15 protein-coding genes and 1 riboswitch are annotated in these 17007 nt (G+C 73.3%); of the genes, 5 read left to right on the forward strand and 10 right to left on the reverse strand.

Translation table 11 applies throughout. The annotated features are described in order from the left end of the window. Positions 1 to 53: 53 nt before the first annotated feature. The gene (locus ACIQ9E_RS13210) at positions 54 to 1967 is read left to right on the forward strand and encodes an AAA family ATPase (RefSeq protein ID WP_403706321.1); all 1914 of its coding nucleotides are present in this window, start codon (positions 54 to 56) and stop codon (positions 1965 to 1967) included. Positions 1968 to 2047: 80 nt separating this feature from the next. On the opposite strand, the gene ACIQ9E_RS13215 is transcribed toward ACIQ9E_RS13210, so the two are convergent. The 9 genes from ACIQ9E_RS13215 to ACIQ9E_RS13255 form a co-directional block, all read right to left on the reverse strand. Next, positions 2048 to 2506 (reverse strand): PH domain-containing protein, encoded by a 459-nt coding sequence (locus ACIQ9E_RS13215; RefSeq protein ID WP_403706322.1) that lies wholly within the window; start codon positions 2504 to 2506, stop codon positions 2048 to 2050. A 14-nt stretch (positions 2507 to 2520) separates the two neighbouring features. After that, entirely contained in the window at positions 2521 to 3369 is an 849-nt protein-coding gene (gene hisG, locus ACIQ9E_RS13220) for an ATP phosphoribosyltransferase (RefSeq protein WP_403706324.1), read from the reverse strand. Between the two features lie 106 nt (positions 3370 to 3475). Next, on the reverse strand, positions 3476 to 3757 hold the full coding sequence (locus ACIQ9E_RS13225; RefSeq protein WP_006350385.1) for a phosphoribosyl-ATP diphosphatase: 282 nt from the start codon (positions 3755 to 3757) through the stop codon (positions 3476 to 3478). Positions 3758 to 3790: 33 nt separating this feature from the next. Next, positions 3791 to 4276 carry a 6,7-dimethyl-8-ribityllumazine synthase gene (ribH, locus tag ACIQ9E_RS13230; protein WP_403706326.1) on the reverse strand — a complete coding sequence of 162 codons (486 nt, stop codon included), beginning with the start codon at positions 4274 to 4276 and terminating at the stop codon, positions 3791 to 3793. A 178-nt stretch (positions 4277 to 4454) separates the two neighbouring features. Next, on the reverse strand, positions 4455 to 5747 hold the full coding sequence (locus tag ACIQ9E_RS13235) for a bifunctional 3,4-dihydroxy-2-butanone-4-phosphate synthase/GTP cyclohydrolase II (RefSeq protein ID WP_403706328.1): 1293 nt from the start codon (positions 5745 to 5747) through the stop codon (positions 4455 to 4457). Next, a complete protein-coding gene (locus tag ACIQ9E_RS13240; protein WP_403706330.1) occupies positions 5744 to 6388 on the reverse strand; it encodes a nicotinamide riboside transporter PnuC in 645 nt (214 codons plus the stop codon). The genes ACIQ9E_RS13235 and ACIQ9E_RS13240 overlap by 4 nt, the downstream gene beginning before the upstream one ends. Next, positions 6385 to 6999: a riboflavin synthase gene (locus ACIQ9E_RS13245; RefSeq protein ID WP_403706332.1), complete on the reverse strand. Its 615-nt coding sequence runs from the start codon at positions 6997 to 6999 to the stop codon at positions 6385 to 6387. Before ACIQ9E_RS13245 ends, ACIQ9E_RS13240 begins: the two co-directional genes overlap by 4 nt. Before the next feature lies 1 nt (position 7000). Next, positions 7001 to 8182, reverse strand: a complete 1182-nt coding sequence (ribD, locus tag ACIQ9E_RS13250; RefSeq protein WP_403706334.1) for a bifunctional diaminohydroxyphosphoribosylaminopyrimidine deaminase/5-amino-6-(5-phosphoribosylamino)uracil reductase RibD — start codon at positions 8180 to 8182, stop codon at positions 7001 to 7003. A 170-nt stretch (positions 8183 to 8352) separates the two neighbouring features. Next, positions 8353 to 8483, reverse strand: a riboswitch (FMN riboswitch). 383 nt (positions 8484 to 8866) lie between these two features. Then, a complete protein-coding gene (locus ACIQ9E_RS13255) occupies positions 8867 to 9904 on the reverse strand; it encodes a D-2-hydroxyacid dehydrogenase family protein (RefSeq protein ID WP_403706335.1) in 1038 nt (345 codons plus the stop codon). 491 nt (positions 9905 to 10395) lie between these two features. Between ACIQ9E_RS13255 and ACIQ9E_RS13260 the strand changes: the two genes are divergently transcribed. Together ACIQ9E_RS13260 and ACIQ9E_RS13265 are read left to right on the forward strand one after the other, a co-directional pair. Beyond that, positions 10396 to 10752 (forward strand): hypothetical protein, encoded by a 357-nt coding sequence (locus tag ACIQ9E_RS13260; protein WP_403706337.1) that lies wholly within the window; start codon positions 10396 to 10398, stop codon positions 10750 to 10752. Next, positions 10745 to 11860, forward strand: a complete 1116-nt coding sequence (locus ACIQ9E_RS13265; protein ID WP_403706339.1) for a response regulator — start codon at positions 10745 to 10747, stop codon at positions 11858 to 11860. The genes ACIQ9E_RS13260 and ACIQ9E_RS13265 overlap by 8 nt, the downstream gene beginning before the upstream one ends. Before the next feature lie 565 nt (positions 11861 to 12425). On the opposite strand, the gene ACIQ9E_RS13270 is transcribed toward ACIQ9E_RS13265, so the two are convergent. Then, positions 12426 to 13607 (reverse strand): ROK family transcriptional regulator, encoded by a 1182-nt coding sequence (locus ACIQ9E_RS13270; protein ID WP_403706341.1) that lies wholly within the window; start codon positions 13605 to 13607, stop codon positions 12426 to 12428. A gap of 250 nt (positions 13608 to 13857) precedes the next feature. On the opposite strand from ACIQ9E_RS13270, the gene ACIQ9E_RS13275 reads away from it, so the two are divergent. Together ACIQ9E_RS13275 and ACIQ9E_RS13280 are read left to right on the forward strand one after the other, a co-directional pair. After that, complete coding sequence (locus ACIQ9E_RS13275) at positions 13858 to 15084, forward strand: MFS transporter (protein WP_403706343.1); 1227 nt, start codon at positions 13858 to 13860, stop codon at positions 15082 to 15084. A gap of 425 nt (positions 15085 to 15509) precedes the next feature. Beyond that, positions 15510 to 16964 (forward strand): uracil-xanthine permease family protein, encoded by a 1455-nt coding sequence (locus ACIQ9E_RS13280; protein ID WP_403706344.1) that lies wholly within the window; start codon positions 15510 to 15512, stop codon positions 16962 to 16964. Positions 16965 to 17007: the final 43 nt, after the last annotated feature.

Genomic DNA, 17007 nt, shown 5'->3' on the forward strand with positions numbered 1-17007 from the left:
GCACTTCCCGTCCGCATCAAGGCGGTTCAGTCGGTGTACTTATGGGGGACCTGATGGACCTCGGCACGCAGGGCGCTCCGGCCCCGGCCGATCTCGCCTGGGCGCGGGGTGTGGACGCCTACACGATGGGGGCCTATCCGCAGGCCGAGGAGGAGTTCCGTACCGCGGTACGCCTCGATCCCGGAATGGCCGACGGCTGGCTCGGGCTGCACGCCCTGCGGGTCGACACCACCAACGCTCTGCTGCGGATGTACCGCGCCCGGGACCGGTTCGGCGAGCAGCGGGCCCGGCACCGCCGGGCGCTCAACTCCTGGTACTGGCTGGGCTGGTGGGTGCAGCCGGTGCTGGAGAGCCCGCGCGATCTGCTGCTGGCGCACGCGTCCCACTGGCTGGACGGGCGCCATGTCCCCGAGCTGGACCGGGCGCTGGCCGGGCTGCCGCCGGTCGACACCGATCCGCAGGTACGGTTCCTGCACTCCTGCCGCGCCTATCTGGTCAAGGACTGGGAGCAGCTCGTCCGGCACACGGAGCCGCTGGTCGGTGACGCGCTCCTGGGTATCGAGGCGGGGCTGTTCGCCGGGATGGCGCGGGTGCGGCTGGAGATGTACGGGCAGGCGGAACCGCTGCTCTCGGCGGCCCTGATGCGCTGCCGCAGCGAGCAGCCGCAGCGCAAGGAGCTGCGGTACTGGCTGGCGCGGGCCCACGAGGGCACCGGCAGGACCGCCGCGGCCCTGCCGCTGTACCGGGCGGTGCACCGGGTCGACCCGGGGTTCATGGACACCTCGGCCCGGCTGGCCGCCATCGCCGAGTACGACGGTACGGATCCGGTGGAGACCGGTTCGTACCACGACGATCCGGCCGGGGCCGGGCTCGCGGTCTCCCTGGCCGGCTACGGGCCGGGGCAGGAGACCGTGGAGGCGGAGGACGGGATGCCGCCGCCGGACGGGCCCCGCGCGGGCGGCGAGCCCGCCGACCGGCCGCCGGGCACGGTCGCCCCGGTCCCCGCCGACTTCGGGCGCAGCAGGGACGCGCCGGACGGCAGAGGACCCGGCGCGCCGTTCCCCGCGGGCCCCACGGATCCGCTGCTGCTGGCGGATGCGCTGGCCGAGCTGGAGCGCATGGTCGGGATGGAGCCGGTGAAACGGCAGGTGAAGGCGCTCTCGGCCCAGTTGGAGATGGCCCGGCTCCGGGCGGGCCAGGGGCTGCCGGTCCAGCCGCCGAAGCGGCATTTCGTCTTCTCGGGCCCGTCGGGCACCGGCAAGACCACCGTCGCCCGGATACTCGGCCGGGTCTTCTACGCGCTGGGGCTGCTCGGCGGCGACCATCTCGTGGAGGCCCAGCGGTCCGATCTGGTGGGCGAGTTCCTCGGCCAGACGGCGGTGAAGGCCAACGAACTCATCGACTCGGCGCTCGGCGGGGTGCTGTTCGTGGACGAGGCGTACAGCCTCTCCAACTCCGGTTACGCGAAGGGGGACGCCTACGGCGACGAGGCGCTCCAGGTACTGCTGAAGCGGGCCGAGGACAACCGCGACCATCTGGTGGTCATCCTGGCCGGCTATCCCGAGGGGATGGACCGGCTGCTGGCCGCCAATCCCGGGCTCACGTCCCGTTTCACCACCCGGGTCGACTTCCCCTCGTACCGTCCGCTGGAGCTGACACGGATCGGAGAGGTGCTCGCCGCCGAGAACGGCGACTGCTGGGACCAGGAGGCGGTGGAGGAGCTGCGGTCCATCTGCGGCCATGTGGTCGACCAGCGGTGGATCGACGAACTGGGCAACGGGCGCTTTCTGCGGACGCTGTACGAGAAGAGCTGCGCCTACCGGGATCTGCGGCTCTCCGGCTATCCGGGCACCCCGACCCGGGAGGACCTGTCGACGCTGAGGCTGCCGGATCTGATGCAGGCGTACGGAGAGGTGCTGTCGGGCCGCGGGCCGCTGGAGCGCGGGCCGGGGGATCCCCTGGGTTAGGCCGTCCCTCTCGGATCCCGCCGGGCTCGTAGGCCGCGGTCCGGTCCCGTACCCGGGGCCGGACCGCTCGCGGGTTCGTCTCAGCGGGCCTCGGCGGCGGCGCGCGATTCGGCGAGGGCGCGCAGGGCGCGGGCGTCCGCGACGGCCTTCTCCTTGGCGATACCGGGCTGGATGCCGAGCGCGGGCAGGCTGGTGCCGTCGCTGAGGTCGAGGAAGACCCAGGGGTCGCCCCGCCGCAGATTGACCCGGAGGATCTCGGCCCAGGCCAGCCTGCGGCTACGGGTGAAGTTGACGACGGTGACGCCGTCCTCGTCCGCGACCACCTTGGGCCGGGCCAGCAGCCACAGGACGAAGAGGAAGCCGGTCGCGGTGGTGACGAAGCTGATCCGCTCCCCCAGGCTCAGCCGGTCCAGGACGAGCCCGGTCCCCGCGATCACGGTGAACATCACCGCGCCGACCGAGAGAAGGACGATCCGGGTGCGATGCGGGCGGAAGGTGACCGGAAGAGCGGGGGCCGAAGCGGCGGGGGCGGCAGACATGGTGACGGGGTTCCTCAGAGCCGGCAGGCGTGGATGGCGGTGGTGAGAATGGCCCGGGCGCCCAGCTCGTACAGATCGTCCATGATCCGCTGGGCCTCCTTGGCGGCGACCATGGAGCGGACGGCGACCCAGCCCTCGTGGTGGAGGGGGGAGACCGTCGGGGACTCCAGGCCGGGGGTGAGGGCGACGGCCTGCTCCAGGTGCTCGACCCGGCAGTCGTAGTCCATCATCACGTACGCCCTGGCGACCAGGACGCCCTGGAGACGGCGGAGGAACTGCTGCACCTTGGGCTCGTCGCGGTCCGCGCCCTTGCGGCGGACGACGACCGCCTCGGAGGTCATGATGGGCTCGCCGACGACCTCCAGTCCCGCGTTCCGCAGGGAGGTGCCGGTCTCGACGACATCGGCGATGATCTGGGCGACACCGAGTTCGATGGCGGTCTCGACGGCGCCGTCGAGGTGGACCACGGCGGCGTCGATGCCGTTCTCCGCAAGGTGCTGGGCGACGATCCCCTCGTAGGAGGTGGCGACCGTCATCCCGCCGAAGTCCTCGACACCGCGGGCGGTGCCGGGCCGGGTGGCGTAGCGGAAGGTGGAGCGGGCGAAGCCGAGTTCGAGGATCTCCTCGGCGTCGGCTCCGGAGTCCAGCAGCAGATCACGGCCGGTGATACCGATGTCCAGCCGGCCGGAGCTGACGTAGATGGCGATATCGCGGGGCCGGAGGTAGAAGAACTCGACCTCGTTGACGGGGTCCACGAGCACCAGCTCCTTGGACTCCTTGCGCTGCTGGTAACCGGCCTCATGGAGCATCGCCGCCGCGGGTCCGGACAGTGAGCCCTTGTTGGGGACGGCGATGCGCAGCATGGGATCGGCTTCCTAACGTGACGGTACGGCGGAACGGAACGGGCGGAACAGGCGGAGCAGACAGAGACGACGGAGACGACAGGGTCGGCCGGGGGGCCTGGGCCCGTCAGAGATGGGCGTAGACGTCGTCGAGGGAGATTCCGCGGGCCACCATCATCACCTGGACGTGGTAGAGGAGCTGGGAGATCTCCTCGGCGGCCGCTTCCTTGCTCTCGTACTCGGCGGCCATCCACACCTCGGCGGCCTCCTCGACGACCTTCTTGCCGATGGCATGGACGCCCTTGTCCACCAGTTCGGCGGTGCGGGAGGTGGCGGGGTCGCCGGTCTCCGCCTTGAGCCGGAGCTCGGCGAAGAGCTCTTCGAAACTTTTGCGGGTCGTGTTCGCCATGATGCTCTCAGGGTAAAGGGTCCGGGGTGCCGCTCAGCGCCAGGGTTCGCTCACCGAGCGCAGCGTCGCCGCGGTGGCGACGGCGGCGGTGACCGCCTCGTGGCCCTTGTCCTCGCGGGAGCCCGGCAGCCCGGCCCGGTCGAGGGCCTGCTCCTCGGTGTCGCAGGTCAGGACGCCGAAGCCGATGGGCACTCCGGTGTCCACGGATACCTGGGTCAGACCGTGGGCGACGCCCTGGCACACGTACTCGAAGTGCGGGGTGCCGCCGCGGATCACGACGCCCAGGGCGACGACCGCGTCGTAGCCGCGGCCCGCGAGGACCTTGGCGACGACGGGGAGTTCGAAGCTGCCGGGGACCCGCAGCAGGGTCGGCTCGTCGATGCCGAGTTCGCGCAGGGCGCGCAGGGCGCCGTCGACGAGCCCGTCCATCACCTTCTCGTGCCACTGGGCCGCGATCACCGCGACCCGCAGGTCACTGCAGTTCCGTACGGACAGTTCGGGTGCGCCCTTGCCGCTCACGCTTCTCCTCGGAATGGAATCGGAATGGGGATGGGGGGATGGGGTGGGGTGGGATGGAGGTCAGGATGGGGGCGGGGGGATGGGGTGGGGATTCGGGGGTGGGGGGCAGGGCCGGGGCGGCGGGCCCGTGGACGGCCGGTGCGCCGGGACGATCGTCGCCCGGACGGTGGCCGTGGCGCTACTGGTTGCCGCAGGTCGAGACGGCGGAGGGGTCCAGCCACGGCAGATCGTGGCCCATCCGGTCCCGTTTGGTCCGCAGATAGCGCAGATTGTGCTCGCCCGCCTGGACCGGCATCGGCTCACGGCCGTGGACGGTGAGCCCCAGATCGGTGAGGGCGCTGATCTTGTCGGGGTTGTTGGTCATCAGCCGGACTCCGCGGACCCCGAGGTCCGCCAGGATCTCGGCCCCGGCGGCGTAGTCCCGGGCGTCGGCGGGCAGGCCGAGTTCGAGATTGGCGTCGAGGGTGTCCACGCCGCGTTCCTGGAGTTCGTACGCGCGGAGCTTGGGCAGCAGTCCGATACCGCGGCCCTCGTGCCCGCGCAGATAGACCACGACGCCCCGGCCCTCGGCTGCGATCCGCCGCAGGGACTCCTGGAGCTGGGGGCCGCAGTCGCAGCGCAGGGAGTGGAAGATATCGCCGGTCAGGCACTCGGAGTGGACCCGGACCAGGACGTTGTCGGCGTCGGCGGCCGGGTCGCCGTGGACCAGGGCGACGTGTTCGATGCCGTCGCGGGTGGAGCGGTAGCCGTAGGCGGTGAACCGGCCGAAAGCGGTGGGGAGGTCGACCTCGGCCTCCCGGCGCACGGCGGGCTCGGTGGCGCGGCGGTGGGCGATGAGGTCCTCGATGGAGATGATCGTCAGCCCGTGCTTACGGGCGAAGGGGATCAGTTCCGGCAGCCGCAGCATCACCCCGTCCTCGCCCGCGATCTCCACGATCACCCCGGCGGGGCGGAGTCCGGCGAGGCGGGCGAGGTCGACGGCGGCCTCGGTGTGGCCGGGCCGGGTGAGGACTCCCCCGGGCTTGGCGCGCAGCGGGAAGACGTGTCCCGGCCGGACCAGATCGGACGGCTCGGCGGTGCCGGAGGCGAGCAGCCGGAGGGTGGCGGCCCGGTCGGCGGCGCTGATACCGGTGGTGACGCCGTGGCGGGGCGCGGCGTCGACGGAGACGGTGAACGCGGTCTGCATGGACTCGGTGTTCCGTTCGACCATCTGCGGCAGGTCGAGCCGGTCGAGTTCTTCGCTCTCCATCGGGGCGCAGATCAGGCCGCGGCATTCGCTCATCATGAAGGCCACCAGCTCGGGGGTGGCCTTCTCGGCGGCGACGACGAGATCTCCCTCGTTCTCGCGGTTCTCGTCGTCGACGACGACGACAGGACGGCCCGCCGCGATATCGCGGACGGCCTGTTCGACCGGGTCGAGGGCGAGGTCCTCGACATTGTCGGTGGAGTACCACGTGGGTGCCGGGATCATGCCGCTGCTCCTTCCAGAGCCGGGGTACGGGTGCGCAGCCACCAGTCGCGCAGCCCCCAGAGGACCAGCGCGAAGTAGACGATGTAGACCAGACCGGAGAAGGCCAGTCCGCTGTTGAAGGCGAGGGGGACGCCGACGAGGTCGACCAGCAGCCAGGCGAACCAGAACTCGACCAGTCCACGGGCCTGCGCGATCATCGCGACGAGGGTGCCGACGAAGATGTAGGCGTCGGCCCAGGGGCTCCAGGACAGGGACGGGTAGAGGGTGAAGAGCCCGCCGACGGCGAGGGTGCCCGCGGCGGCGCCGCCGGCGAGGAGAGCGCGCTCCTTCCAGGTGGCGAAGCGGACGGCGAGCGTCCCGTCCTGCGCCCGCTGCCGGCCCCGGGTCCACTGCTGCCAGCCCCAGAGGGCGACGACGATGACCAGAAGCTGTTTGCCGACGCCGCCGGAGAGCTGGGCGGAGGCATAGGCGGTGACGAGGACGGCGCCGGAGAGGAGCTGGGCGGGCCAGGTCCACACCGAGCGGCGCCAGCCGAGGGCGAGGGCGGCGAGTCCGACGATGTTGCCGATCATGTCGGACCACATGATGTGCTGCCCGAAGGCGGTGAAGGCCTCGGAGTTCAGCCAGGAGACGGCGCTCATCGCAGTGTCTCCCCGGTCCCGGCGCGGGCGCCGAGCAGCTCCTCCACGTACTTGGCGATCACGTCGACCTCCAGATTGACCGGATCGCCGGGCTGCTTCACCCCGAGGGTGGTGAGGGCGAGGGTGGTGGGGATGAGGCTGATGGTGAACCGGTCGTCCCCGGCGTCGACGACGGTCAGGCTGACGCCGTCGACGGTGATGGAGCCCTTCTCCACGACATAGCGGGCCAGGGTGGCGGGGAGGCCGATCTCCACGGTCTCCCAGTGTTCGGAGGGGGTACGGGCGAGGATCGTGCCGACCCCGTCGACATGGCCCTGGACGATATGGCCGCCGAGCCGGCCGCCGACCGCGGTGGGGCGTTCCAGGTTGACGCGGGCGCCGGGCACCAGGGCGCCGAGGCTGGAGCGTTTGAGGGTTTCGGCCATCACATCGGCGGTGAACGCGCCGTCGGCGGTTTCGACGACGGTGAGGCAGACGCCGTTGACGGCGATGGAGTCGCCGTGGCGGGCCCCTTCGGTGACGAGGGGGCCTCGGAGCGTGAATCGGGCGGCGTCGTCGAGGTGCTCGACGGCGGTGACCTCACCCAGTTCTTCGACGATTCCGGTGAACACTTCAGCGCTCCTTGGGTGCGGGTACGGGCATCATGTCTACGGCGTCTATGGCGTCCGCAGTGGCGGGGACGGCGGCGCGCTTCGCATCGACGGCGTCCGCGGTGGCGGGGACGGCGGTGATCCGCAGGTCGGGGCCGATGCGGACGGTCTCGGTCAGGTCGAGACGGAACGCATCCGCGATCGTGCCGATTCCGGCTCCGCCGAGTGCGGCGGGTCCGGCGCCCAGCAGGACGGGGGCGAGATAGCCGACGACCCGGTCGACCGCGCCCGCCGCGACGAAGGCCCCGGCCAGGGTGGGGCCGCCCTCCAGGAGGACGGAGCGGACGCCGCGCCCGTACAGCTCGGCCAGGAGTGCGCGGACCGAGAGTCCGGGACCGCCGTCCTCGGCCGGCGGCAGTTCGACGAACTCGGCGCCGGGCACCGGGCCGGGGTCGGCGCCCGCGCCGACGGCGACCAGGGTGGGAGCCGTACCGTCGAGGACCCGGGCGCCGGGGCGGACGGTGGCCCGGGTGTCGAGGACCACCCTCAGCGGCTGGACGGCACCCTCGATGCCCCGGACCGCGAGCTGCGGATCGTCGGCGGCGAGGGTGCCGGAGCCCACGACGACCGCGTCGGCCTCGGCCCGCAGCCGGTGGACGTCGGCACGGGCCTCGGGCGAGGTGATCCACCGGCTGGTGCGGTCCGCAGCGGCGATCCGGCCGTCGAGAGTGGCCGCGTACTTCCAGAGCACATAGGGGCGGCCGGTCCGCACGGCGGTCAGCCAGGCGGTATTGCCCTCGGCGGCCTCGGCGGCCAGCAGCCCGGACTCGGTGGAGATCCCCGCCGCGCGCAGGGTCGCGGAACCGCCCGCGGCCTGGGGGGTGGGGTCGGGTACCGCGTACACCACCCGGCTGATCCCGGCTTCGGTCAGCGCACGGGTGCAGGGACCGGTTCGGCCGGAGTGGTCGCAGGGTTCGAGGGTGACGTAGGCGGTGCCGCCGCGGGCCCGGTCGCCGGCCGCGCGCAGGGCGTGGACCTCGGCGTGGGGGCCGCCCGCGCGGCGATGGTAGCCCTCGCCCGCGATCCGGCCCGCCGCATCGGTGACGACACAGCCGACGACGGGGTTGGGGCTCGTGGAGCCGAGACCGCGGGCGGCGAGCGCGATGGCTCGGCGCATGGCGGCAAGGTCGGCTGCGGTGGCCACCGGGTCCTCCTGCCTCTTCGGGCACGGACTCCGGGGCTGTCGACGAACGACAGGGACGGACGATGAAACCGGCATACGGCCGCGCACGGCCGTCGAAAGCCGAACGCCCGCCCATGAAGGCGCGCGATCAGCTCCGTACGGCCGGCGTGCCGGAAAGCCGACATCGCCCGCCGCGCACTGCCTCCCATCCGGACTTTCACCGTCGGTCCAGGAGTTTCACCTGGTCAACCGGCCGCTGGCTGCGGACGGGTCGCGGACTGTAACCGCCGGCTCGGAATTGCACCGACCCCGGAGTGCGCTGCTGCTGATACAGGGCCAGTGTGCCACGCGCCCCGGGGGCCGGTCGACGGAACAACTGTGGGGTGACTCACAGGCGGCCGGGGAGTGTTCACGCGGAACGCAGGGCAACGCGCGGGTGCAGGACGGGGACGGGGACGGGGACGGGGACGGGGACGGGGACGGGGACGGGGACGGGGACGAACGCGGAGGAGGAGGCGGAGGCGGCCGTGAACGCACCGCTACCTCCGGGCTATTGACGCACTGGTCTAGTCCTTTTAGTGTCGGCGCCACTCCGCTCGCGCGCGGGGTGCGTGCGCCCGGCGGTGGAGTCCCGGCCCTTGCCGCCGCCGGGCGTCCGATGCCGGGCTGAGCCCTGCCCCCGGGACACCGTGGGGAACGCCCCGGTCAGCCCAGGGTGCGGACGGGCCGACCCGCCAGATACGCCTCGACGCCCTCGACCGCCTGACCGAAGTAGCCCTCGTAGTTGCGGCGGGTCACATAGCCGAGATGCGGAAGTCCGAGGAAGTGGGGCGCGGTGCGCAGCGGATCGTCCGCCGGAAGGGGCTCGGTGGCGAAGACGTCCGCGCCCGCCCCCGCGATCCAGCCCTCGCGGAGCGCGCGCAGCAGCGCCGGCTGGTCGACGATGCCCGCACGCGAGGTGTTGACGAGAAAGGCGGTACGGCGCATCCGCCGCAGTTCGGCCTCTCCGATCAGCCCCCGGCTCCGCTCTCCGAGCACCAGGTGCACGGAGACGAAGTCACTGGTCTCCAGGAGTTCCTCCTTGGCGGCGCAGGGGGTGACGCCCTCGTCGGCGGCCCGCCGGTGATCGAGGTTCGGGCTCCAGGCGGCCACGTCCATGCCGAACGCGGCACCGACCCGGGCCACCTTGGTGCCGATCTTCCCGAGACCGAGGAGGCCCAGACGGCGGCCGTGCAGATCGGCGCCGAGGGTCTGCTGCCAGGGCCCTCCGGTGCGCAGGGCCGCGTTCTCCGTGGTCACTCCGCGGGCCAGGCCGAGGATCAGCGCCCAGGTGAGTTCGGCGGGCGGTTCGGAGTTGCTGGCCGTACCGCAGACGGTGACGCCGTTGCGGGCGGCGGCCGCGAGGTCGAGCGCGGCGTTGCGCATTCCGGAGGTGATCAGCAGTCGGAGCCGGGGCAGCCGGTCGAGCAGTGCGGCGGGGAAGGGGGTGCGCTCCCGCATCACCACGAGGATCTCGCAGTCGCCGACCGCGGCCACGACCTCGTCGTGGGTGGACAGCGGCTCGTGCAGGAAGCGGGTTTCGACGCGGTCGCCGATCCGGTCCCAGTCGGCGAGGGTACGGGCGATGTCCTGGTAGTCGTCGAGTACGGCGCAGCGCAGCCTGCCACCGCTCCCTTCGCCCCGACCGCCGTTCCGCCCGTCGCCGTTCCGGGCCCCTGCTGCCGTGCCGGTCGCTTCCGTCATCCCGCCCCGCCCTTCCGTGGTGTCCGGCGCTTCCGGGGCGGCGTCTCCCGTCCGGTCCCGGAGCCGGTGGCCCGGGGCCGTGCCCTGGGCCGTACGACCCTGCCGCCGTGCCCGGGGTCCGCGCCTCGGCGCCGTACCCCGAAGGCCGTCCGCCCCTGCGCCGCCTCTGAGGCGGGAGCGTAATGCACCTCTGCGCGCCCCCGGCGCGCGACTGCTGTGGGCGGGCGGGCTGCGCCGCCCGCCGGTGTTGTCCCGCAACACCCGGCGGCGCGATCGCCGCCGTCCGGCCGGTGCACGCTTCCCACCAGCGGTGACCGGTGTTGCGCGGATCCGGGCGGCGGCCGGGCGCGGATCGCCAACGTTGCCGTTGTGCGGTTCGGGCGGCGCAACGCCCGGCCCGCCCCCCATGCTGTCCCTCACCTTCCGGCGACCGTCAGGAGGTGCCCGTCCCTGCCGGGGGTCCGGCGGGGCGACGAAAGGACGAGGACGCCATGGAGCGCCCGCTGCTGTCGCTGAGAGCCACTCTCATCCTCTTACTCGCGGTTCTCGCCGGGCTGGGCGCGGGGGTGCTCGCCGGAGTCGCGGGGGAGAACACCGCCCGCAGCGTGCTGTGCGGGCTCGCCGCGACCGCCCTCGCGGTGCCGTTCTTCGACCGGCTCATCGGTCTGGAGGACCGGGGCGCGTGGACGGCGCCGCACCGGGCGGACGGCCCGGCGGACGCGATCCCGGGCCCCGGGCCGCACCCGGGCGCCGCGGGCGCAAGCGGTACAGCAGGGGTGAACGCCACGGCGGGGGCACCCGGTCCGGCGGGCGCCGCGGGTACGGACGGGGGTGACCGGCGTGGCTGAGCTGAAGCCGCTGGGCCCCGGTCTGAGCCCGGAGGCGCGTGCGCTCGCCCTGGAGCTGCGCAGGCTCTTCCAGGCGCTCCAGGTGTCCGTACGGCGGTACGCGGCCCGGCGGCTGCGCGACGCGGGCACGTTCTCCCGCTATCTGAACGGCACCCGGGTGCCGCCCTGGGAGGTGGTGACGGACCTCTTCACGGATCTCGCGGAGCACCGCGGTACGGCGGCCACCCCCGAGGCGATCGAACTGGTGCGCAGACTGCACCGCACGGCGCTGACCACCTCCGTGCCCTCCCCTCGGCACGCCATGGAGGTGCTGGAGCGGCAGCTCGCCGACGCCGACCGGATTTCGCGCCGCTCCTCCGTCCGCGGGGACGTCCTCGGTGAGGCGCTGCTGGACCGGCAGCACCGGATCGCGGATCTGGAGGTACGGATCAGTGAGCTGGAGGCGGCGTGGAGCGCGGAGCGGGAGCGGTCGGACCGGCTCGCCGAGGCCGCGCCCGACGTCTCCGAGCTGCTCCGGGAGCGCGAGGCGCTGCAAGGGCAGGTGGGGCAGTTGGCGGAGGAACTCGCGGCCACCCGGCTCCAGCGCGACTGCGCCGAGGAGCGGTGCGGACTGCTGGAGCGCCAGTTGGAAGCGATGGAGAAGGTCCGGAGCGGCACCGGGCTGCCCACGCTGGTCCCGCCCGCCGGGCCGGTGGGGCGGGCGCTGCCGAGGGTGCTGATCGTGGACGACCAGAAGGACAATCTGCTGGCGATGACGGCAGTGCTGGCCACGCTGGACCAGGAGTTGGTGGCGGTGTCGTCCGGGCGGGAAGCGCTCAAGGCTCTGCTGGACCACGACGATTTCGCGGTGATCATCATGGATGTCCAGATGCCGGTGATGGACGGCTACGAGACGGCCGCGCACATCAAGCGGCGCAGCCGCAGCAGCAACGTCCCGATCATCTTCCTGACGGCCATGGGCGCCGACCCGGAGCATTCGGCCCGCGGTTACGCGGCGGGCGCGGTCGACTACATCGGCAAGCCCTTCGACCCCTGGGTGCTGCGGGCGAAGGTAGCCGTCTTCACCGGTATCTACCTCGAACGCCGCGCCCACACCCACACGCGCTGACGGCCGTCCCGGCGCAAGGGGCGGCGGGCCGCGCGGGCGACGGCCGGGGTCCCGGTCCACGGCGGCCGACGACAGCGGACCGGCCGGAGGCGGGGACCGACCGGAGGGACGACAGCGGACCGGCCGTAGGCGGCCACCGTGGCGGAATCCCGTGGGCGGCGATCCGCGCGGCAAAGCACCGGAGCGGGAGGTCGACCGGAGCGGTCGCTGCCGTACGGTCGCCGGGCCCGCCGGTCCGCCCGGACAGGGCGACGGGTTCCGTCCCGCAGGCGCGGCAGCGGTCCCGTCCCGTCCGTACGGGGCCGCGGGCTCCGGCCCCGTACGACCGCCTGGTCATCTCTTTCGAACCCTGCCGGGTCAGCTTGTCCCCGGCTGTCGCCGGAGGCGCCGGGGCACTCCCTCCCCCGGTGCCTCCGGGTACGGGCCGGGCCCCCGGGCAGTACCGCTGCGTTGCCGTCAGCCGTCCACGGCCCCTGGACCCGGCCGCCCGGAAGGCGCGCCCCCCGGGGGAGAGCCCGCGAGGCATACCCCGCTCACCGATCCGGCCCGACCCGGCCGAAACCCCCTACGCGCCGGAGGCGAAAAGGTCCTCCTGGGCCTGGTCGCGTGCCGTCAGCAGGGCGCCGTGGAGGATCGCCCTGCCGCCGAGCGCCCCCGGGCGGACCTCCGTCGGCAGGGGGTTGAGAGCCGCCAGCCGGGCCGCGACCCGGTGCGCCAGCTCCTCGCCGCCCGCCAGCCCCACCTCGCCGCCGAGGACCACGCACCCGGGGTCCAGGATCGACGTCACGGCCGCCGCCCCCAGGGCGATCCGGTGCGCGAGGGCGTCGAGGAAGGCGCCCGCACCCGCCCGCCCGGCACCGGCGGCGACCGCCTCCGCCACCACCGCGGAGGCCACGGTCTCCGGGTCGGCGGGCGCCGTCAGCCCGTGCTCGACGGCGAGCGCGCCGATCGCGGCCGAGCCCGCCAGCGAGTGGAATCCCCCGTCGCAGCCGGAGGCCGACGGCAGTCCCCCCGTACCGGGCACGGGCAGGAAGCCGATCTCGCCCGCGCCGCCGGAAGCCCCCTTGCGGATCCGTCCGTCCAGGGAGAGCGCCGCGCCGACGCCGTGGCCCAGCCAGAGAAAAGCGAAGGTGTCGCGGTCGCGGGCGGCCCCGGACCGCTGCTCGGCGACGGCCGCGAGGTTGGTCTCGTTCTCCAGCACGATCCGCGCGGGCAGCCGCTCCTGGAGCGCGGCGACCAGACTGCGGTGCCAGCCCGGCAGACCCGATTCGCGGAGTTCACCCGTGCCGGGGTCGATCAGCCCGGGGACGCCGACGGCCACCGAGTGCAGCCGGGTCACCCCCGCGTCCCGGGCCGTGCGCTCCAGCAGCGCGGCCGCGCGTTCGACGGCCGGCCCGGTGGGCATGGACCGGGCGATCGGGAGGGAGGCCTCGGCGAGCGTGGTGCCGAGGAGGTCGGCGACGACCAGGGAGACACCTTGGGTACGGACGTCGAGGGCGGCCAAGTGGGCCCGGTCCGCCGCGATCCCGTACACCCGCGCATTGGGGCCGCGGCGCCGGGCACCGGCCTCGCCGACGATCCGGATCAGCCCGGACTCCTGGAGCCGTTCGACGAGATCGGCGACGGTGGGCCGGGAGAGCCCGGTGAGGACCTTCAACTGCGCGGCCGTCAGCGGGCCTTCGCGCTGGAGGAAATCCAGCGCGAGCCGGTCGTTGATGGCCCGGGCGGTGCTCGGGGATGCGGGCATGCCGAAATCCTTCCAGATCGGTTTCCGGGTCCGGCCGAAGGGTGGCGGCCGGTCGTTCCGGGGAGATCCGGAGCGGGGTCGCGAATGATGCGATCGACAGGAGGGCTAACTATCAGGCAAGGTTCCTGATAGTTTACGCCCAGTCCGCCGGGCACCAGATCCCGCCGGGCGGAATCCGGACACCCGTGGCAGGACGCGGGACACAGCCGAGACCCGGAACGCAACCGGGACGACGGAGGGGCACGGTCAGATGGCGGAGTACGCGGCGGGTGCCGGGGATCCCGGTCCGGGGCAGGTGCGGCGGGCGAGAATCGCCCTGGGCGCGGTCTTCTGTGTGCACGGAGCGGTCACCGGAAGCTTCGCGACCCGGATCCCGTGGATCGCGGACCATGCGGGGCTCAGCGCCGGCCAGCTCGGGCTGGCGCTCGCCTTCCCCGCCATCGGCGCGTCGCTCGCGATGCCCGTCGCCGGGGCGATCAGCCACCGGCTCGGTGCGCGCAACGCCCTGCGCTGGCTGCTCGCGCTCTGGACGCTGGCCCTGACGCTCCCCTCACTCGCCCCCGATCTGCTCCGGCTGTGCGCGGCGCTCTTCGTCTACGGCGCCACCGCCGGAACTGCGGACGTGGTGATGAACGCCATCGGCGTCGAGGTCGAGAACCGGATGAAGCGGTCCGTCATGTCCGGGCTGCACGGGATGTGGAGCGTCGGCGCTCTGATCGGATCGGCGGGCGGGACGCTCGCCGCGCATCTGGACACCGACGCCCGGGTGCACCACGCGTTCGCCGCCGCGGTCCTCACCGTGCTCGCTCTGGTGGCCTGCCAGGGTGTGCTGGACGTACGGAGCAGGCCCGGCGACGAGCCGCCGCCGCACTTCGCGATCCCGCCGAAGTCCGCGGTGGTCATCGGGGCGATCGGGTTCTGCGCGGTGTTCGCGGAGGGGGCGAGTCTCGACTGGTCGGCGGTCTACCTGAAGGACGTCCTCGGCGCTTCCCCCGCGCTGGCGGCCGCTTCGACCACGGCGTTCGCCCTGACGATGGCCGTCGCCCGGCTGGCGGGCGACCGCATCGTGGACCGGTTCGGCGCGGTGCCCACGGTCCGGACCGGCGGCGCGCTGGCCACCGCGGGCGGACTGCTGGTCGTCGCCGCCTCCCATCCGGCGGTGGCCCTGACCGGTTTCGCGTTCATCGGGCTCGGGGTCGCCGTCGTCGTGCCCCTCGCCTTCGCGGCGGCGGGGCACAGCGGCCCCCGCCCGGCCCAGGCGATCGCGGGCGTCGCGACCATCACGTACACCTCCGGCCTGATCGCGCCGTCCGCGCTCGGCGCGGTCGCCGACGCGACCAGTCTGGTCGTCTCCTTCGGGCTGGTCACGGTGCTGGCCTTCGGTCTGATCGTCGGCGCGGGGGTGCTGCGTCCGGCCGGAAGGGGCGGGGCGAAGTCCCCGGCCGACGGCCCGGCGGTGGCCGAGCCCGGCACCTGAAGCGGCGCCGCCCGACCGGCGGCGCCCCCTGAACCGGCCCCGGACGGGCCCACTGCCACCCGCCCGTCCGGGGCCTGCTCCGCCTTCGGGGCCCGACCCGGCGGCCCCTTCGGTCACGCACCGCAGCGCCGCCCGGGGCACCCGCCGGCCGGCCCCCGCCCCCGCCGGGGAGGCTTTTTCGGCCGTACGGTCTCCTCCCCGGCCCCTCCCCCGCCCCGGCGCCCGCACCTGCGCCGGGGCTGCCGCCCGGGTCGTACGAGGCCGGAGCCGTATCGGCCCCGCCGGCTCCGGCGGCCGCCGGGGCGCTGCCCCGGGCACCCGTGAGGGGTCGACGGCCGAAAAGTGCCACTACCATTGCGCCGATCGCCGCAGGACCCCTGAGGCGCTCACTCCTGACCGACCATCCGTGAGAAGTGGAGCCGCCCGTGAACCTCGGCGTGCGCTGGACCCTGCACGGCGACGGGCGGACCCCCGCTCCGGGCGCCGTCGTACGCCCCGACGAACGGCTCTCGTGGCCGCGGACCGCGGGGCTCGGCGCCCAGCACGTGGTGGCGATGTTCGGAGCGTCCTTCGTCGCGCCGGTCCTGATGGGTCTCGACCCCAACCTCGCGATCATGATGTCCGGCGTCGCCACCATGATCTTCCTGCTGGCGACCCGCGGCCGGGTCCCCAGCTACCTCGGCTGTTCGCTCTCGTTCGTCGGTGTCGCGGCCACGATCCGGGCGGGCGGCGGGGACAGCGCCACCGTCACCGGCGCGGTCTTCGTCGTCGGTGTCGCGCTCTTCCTCTCCGGTCTGGCCGTCCAGCGGTTCGGCGCGCGGATCATCCACGCGGCGATGCCCCCGATCGTGACCGGTGCCGTCGTCATGCTCATCGGTTTCAATCTGGCCCCGGTGACGGCGACGACGTACTGGCCCCAGGACCAGTGGACGGCCCTGCTGGTGATGCTGTTCACCGGGCTCGCCGTGGTCTGTCTGCGCGGTTTCTTCTCCCGGATCGCCATCTTCCTCGGCCTCCTCTTCGGCTATCTGCTCTCCTGGGTGCTCGACCGGGTCTTCGGCAAGATCAACTCCCCCATGGGCGGCGGCACGGCCGTGGACCACTGGCGGCTGGACCTCTCGGGGGTCGCCAAGGCCGACTGGGTCGGGCTGCCGTCCTTCCACGCCCCCGCCTTCGAATGGTCGGCGATCCTGGTGGCGCTGCCCGTCGTCATCGCGCTGATCGCGGAGAACGCGGGCCATGTCAAGGCGGTCGGTGAGATGACCGGCGATCCGCTCGACGACAAACTGGGGACGGCGATCGCGGCGGACGGTGCCGCGTCGATGCTCTCCACCGCGGTGGGCGGCCCGCCCAACACCACGTACTCCGAGAACATCGGCGTCATGGCGGCCACCCGCGTCTACTCCACGGCCGCCTACTGGGCCGCGGCCGTCTTCGCGCTCCTCTTCGGCCTCTGCCCGAAGTTCGGCGCGATCGTGGCGGCCATCCCGGGCGGTGTGCTCGGCGGTATCACCGTCATCCTGTACGGAATGATCGGCCTGCTGGGCGCCCAGATCTGGATCAACGCCAAGGTGGATCTGCGGAATCCGCTGAATCTGGTCCCGGCCGCCGCGGGCATCGTGATCGGCGTCGGCGGTGTCGAGCTGAAGATCACGGACGATTTCGAGCTGGGCGGGATCGCGCTCGGCACGATCGTCGTCATCACCGGCTACCACGTACTGCGGGCCTTCGCCCCGGCCCATATGAAGACCGAGGAACCGCTGCTGGACTCGGGGACCTCCAGCTACGACTCCGAGTCCGCCGCCGATCCCGCGGCCCCCGGCGAGGGCAACGGGCGCGACGGCTCGGCCGGAAAGCGGGAGCCCGGCGACCGCGACTGACCGTTCGCCCGTTCCGGGGACGTCCCGGCCGCCCCCCTTCCGG

The organism is Streptomyces sp. NPDC094448 (assembly GCF_044763775.1).
Classification (GTDB): domain Bacteria; phylum Actinomycetota; class Actinomycetes; order Streptomycetales; family Streptomycetaceae; genus Streptomyces.

Bases quoted from the DNA above. Each gene is read 5' to 3' on its own strand.
- ACIQ9E_RS13260 (WP_403706337.1), top strand. From the start codon at position 10,396: ATGGAGCGCCCGCTGCTGTCGCTGAGAGCCACTCTCATCCTCTTACTC.
- hisG (WP_403706324.1), bottom strand. From the start codon at position 3,369: ATGCTGCGCATCGCCGTCCCCAACAAGGGCTCACTGTCCGGACCCGCG.
- ACIQ9E_RS13210 (WP_403706321.1), top strand. From the start codon at position 54: ATGGACCTCGGCACGCAGGGCGCTCCGGCCCCGGCCGATCTCGCCTGG.
- ACIQ9E_RS13240 (WP_403706330.1), bottom strand. From the start codon at position 6,388: ATGAGCGCCGTCTCCTGGCTGAACTCCGAGGCCTTCACCGCCTTCGGG.
- ACIQ9E_RS13255 (WP_403706335.1), bottom strand. From the start codon at position 9,904: ATGACGGAAGCGACCGGCACGGCAGCAGGGGCCCGGAACGGCGACGGG.
- ACIQ9E_RS13275 (WP_403706343.1), top strand. From the start codon at position 13,858: ATGGCGGAGTACGCGGCGGGTGCCGGGGATCCCGGTCCGGGGCAGGTG.
- ACIQ9E_RS13225 (WP_006350385.1), bottom strand. From the start codon at position 3,757: ATGGCGAACACGACCCGCAAAAGTTTCGAAGAGCTCTTCGCCGAGCTC.
- ACIQ9E_RS13270 (WP_403706341.1), bottom strand. From the start codon at position 13,607: ATGCCCGCATCCCCGAGCACCGCCCGGGCCATCAACGACCGGCTCGCG.
- ACIQ9E_RS13235 (WP_403706328.1), bottom strand. From the start codon at position 5,747: ATGATCCCGGCACCCACGTGGTACTCCACCGACAATGTCGAGGACCTC.
- ACIQ9E_RS13215 (WP_403706322.1), bottom strand. From the start codon at position 2,506: ATGTCTGCCGCCCCCGCCGCTTCGGCCCCCGCTCTTCCGGTCACCTTC.